Below are 10378 nucleotides of genomic sequence, written 5' to 3'. Positions count from 1 at the left end.
GGTTAATATATAACCCGTAATTGATAGTATGGTAATTAGTTGGCGATCATTAAATAATGAAAGGTCATTATGAATGGAAAATTAGTGTGCAATTTATCAATTACTCTGTTTGCTTAATGAAAATGTTACTTTTATCCAAAAATGACTCAACGGAATGTCGTTCGGTTTAAAAAAATGCATTTTTTATTGATGAATCGCACGTTTTAAGTAATATTGTCGGCCTTGTAGGAATTGGATTACAAGCACTGTTATAAATAAACCGTTAATCAGGTTTTTGATGAGTGCAGTCAACATTAATGATGGATTTTTGCGCAATGTGGATAAGCGTGTCTTTCAACGGGCGGTAGCTTTCCTTTTTGAGTAACAGTTTGTTTCATAAGCTACTTTTGATTGAAGTTTAATCCATTTACCTCCTAAGCATAGAAGCATTTCTTATAATGTCAAAAAACAGAATAGCGTACACATAATAGAGTGGATCTCAATTCACGGTTATCGGTAATTTACGCTGTTTGGGACAACATATAATAATAAAATGCAGCTTAAATAATAAAAACATCAATTATTGTTTATCGACAAAGTCGGTCAAATAATAACCAGTCAGTTTAGTTAAAATAACATCGGCTTACTTTTTATGATATCAACGAAAACCCTCTTAGTGACTGCTAGTCTCAGTATCTTCATTACTGGTTGTAGCAGTTATCCTCGTTCTATTGAAGATCAATATAGCCCTGCGGCTGGTCAGCCTATACATCAAATTATTTATTTACCTGAACTGGCCAAGCAGAGTGTGCAATCATTAATTGAGTCTGACTCCCCCTTAGTACTTTCTTCCTTAGCTGATGCTCCTACGGTGCGTGTTCGTGAATCGTTCACTTCTGCCGTTGGTCTTGCTTGTTTGCGTGTTGAATCTCTAACGCCTTCCGATCGTCATAATCTCTGCCTTTACCCACAAGGTTGGGGAGTTGTACGTGATTTTCGTAACGATTAATCCGTAAGCGATATCTCGTTAAACACTTTCTCTACTTTTGTTTCTAGCATTGCCATTGATTGGTGAGATAGGCGTGCTTCGCGCAAGGATTCTTTTGAATGAAAAAAACAATACTATCGATTATCAGTTGTGTTGCCTTTGTTGTTGCTCCTCAAGTCAGTGCGTTAACTCAAGCAGAGCTAGCGAAGGCGGCTCAGGCACAAGGAAATAGCGTACCCGTTGATGACGCAGCCCGTAGCCAGTGGCAAAGCACGCATTATGGACCGATACAAAGTCAGCAGGTTGGACCAACAGAGCAAGAGCAGTCGATTAAACCTTTCGCTGCAGAGTTGTTTCAAGGTGGATTTCGTGGTTTACGTTCCGATGGCTTGAATGCTAATTATCGCCTACTGCCTGGTGACCAAGTCACCTTGCGAGTGTGGGGCGCGGTCGAGATTGATCGCGTATTACCCGTTGATGCACAAGGAAATATTTTTATCCCGACCGTGGGGCCAGTAAAAGTACAGGGCGTCACTCATAGCCAGCTAAACCAAGTCGTGTCTGCGGCCATTCGTCAAACCTATTCTAAACAGGTTAAGGTTTATACGAATTTACAAGGCGTTCAACCGGTGTCTGTTTTTGTGGCTGGTTTTGTGAAAAGCCCAGGCCGTTATAGTGGTGTACCAAGCGATTCTGCCTTGATGTTTTTAGATCAAGCTAATGGTATTGATGATCAACTCGGTAGCTATCGTAATGTCCGTTTATTACGTGATGGAAAAGTGCTCGCTGAACTGGATTTATACCAATACATGCTCCATGGTGAGTTGGCGCATCCACAACTACAAGATGGCGATACCCTATTGGTCGCGCCGCGTGGTGCCAGTGTTTTAGTCACGGGAGATATTGGTCGTCCTTACCGTTTTGAGCTACCACCCCAAGCACAAGGCATGGCCATTTTAGAACTGGCTCAGCTTAGTCCTGCGGTAACCCATGTCTTACAACGTGGAACGCGCAGCCAAAATCCGATCGCTCACTATCTCACTTTAAATGAGTTCAAGCAGCAAACCGTTGCTAACGGTGATGAATTAGTGTTTGTCGCTGACAGTAAAGATCAGCAAATCGTTGTCCAGTTAGAAGGAACCTTTGCTGGGCAATCGAACTTTGTGTTACCGAAAAATACCACGTTAATGGAGCTGCTCAACAGTGTTGCCATTAACCCGATGGAAACCGATTATCGTCAAATTTCGTTACGCCGAGTGTCGGTTGCTGAACGCCAAAAACAGGCGTTAGAAGAAAGCTTACGTCGTCTTGAAGCTACTTATCTAGGCGCGCCATCATCAACCGCAGAAGAATCGGCGATCCGAGTCAAGGAAGCGGAATTGATTAGTCGCTTTGTGCAACAAGCACGACAAATTGAGCCTGACGGTACCATGGTCGTGACCAGCCAAAATCAACTCGTCGATGTCCGCCTGCAAGATGGTGATGTGATTACGCTACCCAAGCGCAGTAATACCGTGATCATCACTGGAGAGGTGTTTGTGCCTAAATCGGTGGTCTACTTAGCGGGGCGTAATGTGCTGGATTACATCGATTCTGCGGGTGGATTTAGTCAGCATGCGGATAAAAAGCGGATTTTGATTGTTCGTCAAAACGGTGAAGTGCTAGCGGCGAGTGACGCTGCGGTTCAACCTGGCGATGAGATCCTCGTTCTGCCAGTCGCGAGTACCAAAAATCTGCAGTTAGCAGCCACCTTAACGCAAATTTTGTATCAAGTGGCGATCGCAGCCAAGGTTGTGTTGGATCTATAAATGAGTTATCACCCGCGTCATCCGTTTAAAATTTGTCTACATGTCTGGCATGCACTCTTTATGCGTGAAGCCATGGCACGGATGACCGCCGATCGCTTTGGCTGGACTTGGATCTTACTTGAACCAGTTTTGCATGTCGTGATTATGCTGGCGGTTCGTCAGCTTATGGGGCGGGTTCGATTTATTCAAGGGGCGGATTTTATTCCTTGGTTAGTGGTTGGTATTATTACTTTTTTTATTTTCCGCGATGCCATGATGCGCAGCATGAGCGCAATACGTGCTAATCGTGCTTTGTTCGCTTATCGGCAAGTGTTACCGATTGATACCGTGATTGTACGCTCATTGCTGGAGTTTTTTCTACGTAGCGTGATCTTTGTCATCCTTATCTTCGGTATGTGGTTTCTTGGTTATCATGCAGCCCCTGATGAACCCTTTATGGTGATTGTGATGTGGTTCTTGGCTTGGGGAGTAGGGTTGAGCTTAGGATTGGTGTTGTCAGTTTTTGTTACCATGGTCGAAGAAATTCAGAAAATAGTCGGCTTAGCTATGCTTCCTCTTTATATGCTCTCAGGAGCGATGATCCCAATTAAGTTTTTACCTTATGAACTGCATCCTTGGTTATTGCTCAACCCAATCGCCCATGTGTTAGAGCTGATGCGGCACGCCTTTTTTGATGGCTATTACATGATGCCTGGAGTTAATGCGCTTTATCCAATGCAAGTGATGCTGTGTTGCACACTGTTAGGCCTTATGCTTCATGTTCGCTATAAATTTAGGCTTATGTCAGCATGATAGAAGTCAAAAACATGTCCAAACGTTATCATGGACCGTTTGGTAGTAATTGGGTACTCAATGACGTTAACTTTACCATTCCGCAAGGGGTGAGTGTTGGTGTCGTGGGTAAAAACGGCGCGGGTAAATCAACCCTATTAAAACTGCTGTCTGGGATGGATATGCCAGATAAAGGCAGTATTACCCGCGATTGTAGTGTTTCTTGGCCGATTGGTCTTAGCGGTGGCTTTCAAGGCAGTATGACGGGGCGACAAAACGTTAAGTTTGTTGCACGTATTCATGGCGGTGAAGGGCGGATTGAGCAAATCATTGCTTTTGTGCAAGAGTTTGCTGAATTAGGTAAAGCGTTTGATCAGCCGATCCGCACCTATTCAAGCGGTATGCGCAGCCGTTTAGGTTTTGGTCTGTCACTCGCGTTTGATTTTGATGTTTATTTGTCTGATGAAGCAACGGCGGTGGGCGATAAAAGCTTTCGCGCCAAAGCCACCGAAGCGTTTCGCAGCCGAATCGGTCAAGCCAGTATTATCATGGTCTCGCACAGTGAAGGGATTTTAAAGGATCTATGCCAAGCAGGGTTGTGGATTCACAAAGGCAAAGCGATTTGGTATGACGATCTTGAGCATGCTATTGCTGATTATCATAAGAGTATAAAAAAATGAAAGTTGTATTTCGCAAGCATCTCCAGTGGGTGGTTTGTTTTGCTGTGATCATGCTGGTGGGAATTTATTACGCCTTTATCGCTACCGATCGTTATGTCTCGCAAGCCAATATTGTCCTACGCAGTCCAGAAGTAATACCGACTGGTTTTAGTGTTTCCTCTATATTATCGGGCACATCAGGTTCAGGAGATTTGTTACTGCTTAAAGATCATCTTGAGTCGGTGGATATGGCGATTAAACTGCAAGAAAAGCTCGATCTACGCCAACATTATTCTCAGTCTTCGATTGACCGCATTGCTCGCTTAAGTGATGTTAATGCGCCATTAGAAAAGTTTTATCGTTACTTGCACGAGCGGATCACCATTCAATTTGACGATTACGCTAAAGTATTGCGGGTGCGGGTAGAAGCTTATAGTCCTGAAATGGCGCAAGCTATTGCGCAAACCTTACTCGAAGAAGGCGAGCGACACATGAACTTAATGGGTAAGCGCCTCGCGGAAGAGCAGCTTAAATTTATTGAGGTGCAAGTCGCGGATATGGCGCAGCGAGTGGAGGATGCTCGCGAAGCCTTGCTCGAATACCAAGATGCTCATGGCTTGGTATCACCGACGGGGACAGTGGAAGGGATTTTCACCATCATTTCAAAACTGCAAGCCCAGCTTGCAGTGACGGAATCACAGCGCAATGCCTTGAGCACTTTTCAAAATCCACGCTCACCAGAGATGCAGCGTCTAACAAGTGAAATCAAAGCATTAAAGTCGCAAATCACTCAAGAGCAAGCAAAATTAACCATGGAACATGGTAACGCCTTAAACCGTGTATCCGCGCAGTATCAAACCTTAGAAATGCAAGCCAAATTTGCTTTAGAGCTGTATTCTCACGCTTTAATTGCCTTAGAAACCACGCGTGTCGAAGCGGCGCGTAAACTCAAGCAAGTCTCGGTTTTACAATATCCGACGCTCCCCGAGTTCTCCACAGAGCCACGCCGCTTACATAACTGGGTGGTATGGAGCTTAATGAGTGTGTTCTTTTTTGCGATTGTTCATTTAGCGCGAGCGATTATCCGCGACCACCGTGATTAACTGGTTTAATAATCCTTTAGCTAGATAGATAAAAACCAGATAACTTGGCAAGGAAGTATCATTTGTATGGTCCGCTTATTTCGCCATCGCTCAGCAGAAAGGTTAGTGTGGCCAGCTCCTAGCGCGCCGAAACGCCGCCAAGGCAAGCAAGCATTAATGAGCGTCGCCAAGCCACGACAATTACCTGATAATCGATTATCAGATGATGCGGTGAGTTGGCAAGCTGAGCATCAAGCGTGGCTTGAGCAGATCCAGCACAGCCAATTGAGTGTGTTTGCTCACACTTATCTGCCTATAGAGTCGCAGAGCCCTCCGGCCTATGTATTGTGGGTGCTTGGCAAGCAAGCTTGTGCTGACACTTTATCGCAAGCGGTAATGACTTATGCCAAATCAATCAATTGCGTGATGTATGTAATGGTTGAGAGTCAGGATAGGGGCGAGTCGCATGCTCAGTTGGCCCGTCATCAGCGGGCTGGTCTGTTGGCAAGTGATGAGGTTTATTGGCTCGATCAATTTGCTGAAAAAGGCCGCTGGTTACGCGATGCGCAAATGATTATTACGGACCAATGGCTAACCACCATTGAAGCGGCGATTTATCGAAAACCGGTCATGGTTTATGGTCAGGTTGCACAGTGTTTGCAGGCGTGGGCACAGTCAGACACAGCATTGCAGCCGTTATACAAGATTGAGTGGCATGATTGGCAGCAGCAACAGTTACTGTTGGCAACCTGGTTTAGTCCGCATTGCCAGGTATGGCATCCTGAATGGCAGCAGTCATGCTCAGTCTCCCAAGCCATCGCATGGCTTGAGGTACAATTTGCTGCCCGTCGGCGTTTACCAGCAAAGGTTGGCTTTTTGGCGGTGAAACGTTTTTGGCGAGCCAGCTTTAATGCTTTTTTCCAAGGTTGTCAGCGCCAGTTTGTGGCTCAGCCAGAAGGATTAACGGCGGGGTCTATCCCTGTGTTATGGGGTAATCGCACTCAACTCGCGCAGGATTCTCAACAAGTATTAAGGGTCGAAGATGGCTTTCTTCGCTCGGTGGGTTTAGGGGCGTTATTTACGCGCCCATTGTCTTGGGTGGTCGACGATCTCGGCCTGTATTTTGATGCCACGCGCCCTTCACGATTAGAAGATTTTTTACAACATCACGTGTTTACACAGCGAGAGTGCCAGCAGGGAGAGCAATTACAGCAACAACTGCTGCGCGCAAACGTGACCAAATACAATACTGGCCAAGGTGATTGGCAGCCAGTAAACCGCGAACAAACCATTATTTTAGTGGTAGGACAAGTCGAAAATGACGCCTCCATTGAATTTGGCTCGCCAATAATAAAAACCAATATTGAATTATTACGTCAGGTTAGAAGAGAAAATCCCCAGGCTTATCTTCTCTATAAACCGCATCCCGATGTTGTGGCTGGTGCCAGAGCGTCTGGAAAAAATGAATCACAGGCTCACCAATGGTGTGACCAAGTGATCACTCATATAGGCATAGACCAACTTTATCCTCAAGTTGATGAAGTGCATGTCATCAGTTCATTAGCGGGCTTTGAAGCCTTATTACGTCATAAAAAAGTGGTTTGTTATGGCCAACCGTTTTATTCCGGTTGGGGATTAACCATCGATAAAGCCCCAGTAATTCGACGTACTCGCCAGCTAACGCTTAATGAACTGATTTTTGCCAGCTTAATTTGGTATCCCTTATACATTAGCCCAGTCACGGGCTACTACTGCAGTGCATCACAGACAGTAGAACATTTGCAGCAATGGAAAAATAGCCGCTCACCGCGTTTAGCAAAGCTTAAAGTTGTCGGCGCGAAGTGGGTAAGGACTCTCATCGGTATTCGGTAATGCTATGCAAAAACAAACGATTGCCATTGTTGGCACCCTGGCAGAAAGCCTAGTTGGTTTTCGTGGCGAACTGATCCGTGATCTGGTCGCCTCTGGCCATACGGTTTACGCCTTTGTGAGTGAAATGACTAAGGCGCAACAGTGGCGAATTATGGAGCTCGGCGCTAAACCAATTCGCTATTCATTAAGCCGTTTAGGCGTTAACCCATGGCGGGATTTATATACCGTCTATCAACTGTATCGGCTATTTCGCCGTTATCAAATAGACGTCAGTTTTTGTTATTTTGCCAAGCCAGTGATTTATGGCACCTTAGCGGCCAAATTAGCCAACGTTCCTCTACGAGTGGGAAAAATAGAAGGGCTAGGTCGGCCTTTTACTCCAGGTGTGAATGGTTTTGGTTTTGTTCAGCGTTTAGTTCAGCAAGTGCAAGTCGCCCTGTATCGACTCAGTTTGCGCTATTGCCATCATCTGTTTTTACTCAATCAAGATGATCGGCAAGATTTGATCGATAAACACCGCATTAAAACCGGCCACATTCATCAGCTTAACGGTATTGGCTTGGATTTAACCTATTACCAATATCATCCGCCGCAAATAGCGCCGCTTAAATTTGTGTTTGTCGGCCGACTGCTCAATGAAAAAGGCATTCGCCAATTTATTGCTGCAGCAGAGCAGCTTAAAGCAGAAGGGGTGTCGGCAGAGTTTATTGTTGTCGGTGCGCCGGACCGAGGAAAAGGTTCATTGAGCGCGAGCACGCTACTCGATAAAGTCAATGCTGGGATCATTGTTTACCCAGGGAAAGTGGATGATGTACGCCAATTTTTACAGCAATCGTCCGTCTTTGTCCTGCCGTCTTACTATCGCGAAGGCGTACCACGGAGCACTCAAGAAGCCATGGCAGTAGGACGAGCGATAATTACCAGTGATGGTCCGGGATGTCGAGATACTGTGCTGGATGGGCAAAATGGCTATTTAGTCAAACCACGTGATGTTGACTCGTTAGTTGCGGCAATACGTCAGTATATTGATCATCCTGAAAGAGTCGCTGAACATGGCCAGTTAAGTTACCAACTTGCTCAGCAGCGCTATGATGTGCGGCGGATTAATTTAACCATCATTCGTCATATTGGTCTTTATCATCAACAGCTTGAGGTGTTGGTGGACAATGTAGTTCAGCTACGAGCACGACAAGCCGAACAAGTGGTCATAGCGGAAAACCAGCCAGTGTTGAATAGCTTAGCCCGTTAATTATTTATCTTGATGAGCATTGGCTCTCGCCATCCATCAAGACTTCTTTGCCGTTTATTCAGTTTATAATGGAGCCACCCATGAAAATCATTGCCAGCATGATAGAGAGTGCTCAATGGCAAGCTTGGCTTAGCCAGCAACATAGCCCCTTCTCGATAGTAACCAACAGCAAGAAACGTTGTACCGATGAAGTGACCATCATTGCTGCGCCTTGTTCATTAGCAGAAATAGACAGTGACTTACTTGATCATGATGAGTTATTGATACATATCTGGGGGTTACAAGCCACGCTAGCCAATGCATTACGTAATGGCGCAGAAGAGGCGCAAATTGACAATGTGGTGGCTAAATGGGTGGAAACCAGCGAACAACTGTTAGCTTGGCTACCGAAACATCAGCATAAGGTCAATTTACTTAGCCATGCCCACGCAACCTATTTTACCCAAGATTGGTGTGAATGGCTCAATAACCTAGGAATTGAGTGGCCGCAAGCGGATATCAACACCACTTGCGCCCGTACCAGTCAAGATGAGTATGATCTGTTCGCTGCTTACTATGTAAAAACCCATTCGCAGTTAGAGCGTTTAGAGCAACTGTTATTGAGTGTCGCTCTGCCCATGGGCGAGGATTATCCGCAATTACCGTTAAGCATTGCTGAGCTGACCCGCCAAAGCCAGCATGCTATTCGCCGTCAGCGTTATACCGACAAGCAACTGACAGAGCGTGAGTCAGACATTGACCAACTGCGTCAGGAAAGAGCGGCGGAACAAATGACATTTGAGCAGCAGTTAGCCGAAAATCAGCAAGCCCATTATGTGGCGATATCTGCCGCTGCGCAGCAAAAAACAGCCTTAGAACATCAGCTCAAAGCTGCAGAGCAGCAGCAACAAGCGTTAGTGCAAGAAAATGAGTTACTGATTACCGAGCTGCATCGCGTGCAAGAAGCGCTAGAAGTTTCACTGCAGCAAAATCAGCAACAGACGAATAAATGTAATCAGTTAGAGCAGTCACTGACCGAGCAGCAAGGGCAGCATAGTCGCTTAACGGAGCAGTACGCTACCAGCCAATCGGCGCTACAAACGTCAGAGCAGCAGCAACAAGCGTTAGCGCAAGAAAACGAGTTAGTGATAACCGAGCTGCATCGCGTGCAAGAAGCGCTGGAATCTTCACTGCAGCAAAATCAGCAAGTGATGAATAAATGTAATCAATTAGAGCAGTCACTGACTGAGCAAAAAGGCCAGCATAGTCGCTTAACGGAGCACTACGCCACCAGCCAATCGGCGCTACAAGCGGCAGAGCAGCAATGCCAGCAAGCTTCAAACAAACAGGTCGAGCTAGAACAACAACTAACCGCGATTGAGCAGCAAAAATCTGCTCTTGAGCAACAAGTGAGTGATGCCACACGTCAGCAAAAAAACCTAGAGCAAGAAAACAGCATGATTATTGCTGAGCTACATCGCGTGCAAGAGGCACTTGAGACGCTGTATTACGAGAAAAGTACACTACAGAAACAGATCGACCAGCAAGTCCAACAACTCAAAGCCCACAGCGTTAAAATTAATAGCTTAATCAAGCGTCAGCGTTTAACCAAGCTAGAGCTAGCTCAAGCCTTAGCGAGTAAAACATTACTCGAAAAAGAGTTAACCGCTCATCATGCTTCCACATTATGGAAAATGACCGTACCGGTGCGTAAATTTCGCCAAACTCCGCAGCGTAAACGGGCCGCTCAATTGGCTCAGCAGAAGTTACTAATTGAGTTTTCTGAGTATTTCGATAAAGAGTGGTATCTCGCTCAGTATCCAGATGTGATTGAGGATGGATTAGATCCGATTGAACATTACTTACGCTTTGGCGCGCAAGAAGGGCGTAATCCCAGTGCTGAGTTTAATACCCTTTGGTATTTAAAAACCTATCCTGATGTTGCGGAAAGTGGCTTAAATCCATTAGTACATTTCATTCAGTATGGAGAG

Annotated in this window: 8 protein-coding genes; all 8 read left to right on the top strand. The window is 45.6% G+C overall.

The window, feature by feature from the left end:
- The first annotated feature begins 655 nt into the window (after window positions 1-655).
- The gene (locus CAG60_RS06645) at window positions 656-988 is read left to right on the top strand and encodes a hypothetical protein (protein ID WP_158137660.1); all 333 of its coding nucleotides are present in this window, start codon (window positions 656-658) and stop codon (window positions 986-988) included.
- A 98-nt stretch (window positions 989-1086) separates the two neighbouring features.
- Window positions 1087-2775, top strand: coding sequence for a polysaccharide biosynthesis/export family protein (locus tag CAG60_RS06640; RefSeq protein WP_158144407.1), 1689 nt, complete (start codon window positions 1087-1089; stop codon window positions 2773-2775).
- Window positions 2776-3567, top strand: a complete 792-nt coding sequence (locus tag CAG60_RS06635) for an ABC transporter permease (protein ID WP_158144406.1) — start codon at window positions 2776-2778, stop codon at window positions 3565-3567.
- A 14-nt stretch (window positions 3568-3581) separates the two neighbouring features.
- Entirely contained in the window at window positions 3582-4226 is a 645-nt protein-coding gene (locus tag CAG60_RS06630) for an ABC transporter ATP-binding protein (protein WP_202598537.1), read from the top strand.
- A complete protein-coding gene (locus CAG60_RS06625; RefSeq protein WP_161438557.1) occupies window positions 4223-5308 on the top strand; it encodes a chain-length determining protein in 1086 nt (361 codons plus the stop codon). Before CAG60_RS06630 ends, CAG60_RS06625 begins: the two co-directional genes overlap by 4 nt.
- Window positions 5309-5374: 66 nt before the next feature.
- On the top strand, window positions 5375-7159 hold the full coding sequence (locus CAG60_RS06620; protein ID WP_161438556.1) for a capsular polysaccharide export protein, LipB/KpsS family: 1785 nt from the start codon (window positions 5375-5377) through the stop codon (window positions 7157-7159).
- A 4-nt stretch (window positions 7160-7163) separates the two neighbouring features.
- A complete protein-coding gene (locus CAG60_RS06615) occupies window positions 7164-8408 on the top strand; it encodes a glycosyltransferase family 4 protein (protein ID WP_161438555.1) in 1245 nt (414 codons plus the stop codon).
- Between the two features lie 80 nt (window positions 8409-8488).
- Window positions 8489-10378: hypothetical protein (locus CAG60_RS06610; RefSeq protein ID WP_161438554.1), on the top strand; the 1890-nt coding region annotated here is incomplete at its 3' end.

Origin of the sequence: Vibrio sp. V33_P6A3T137, from assembly GCF_009904835.1 — a bacterium.
Classification (GTDB): domain Bacteria; phylum Pseudomonadota; class Gammaproteobacteria; order Enterobacterales; family Vibrionaceae; genus Vibrio; species Vibrio metschnikovii.
This window is presented reverse-complemented; position numbering and strand designations above follow the sequence as displayed.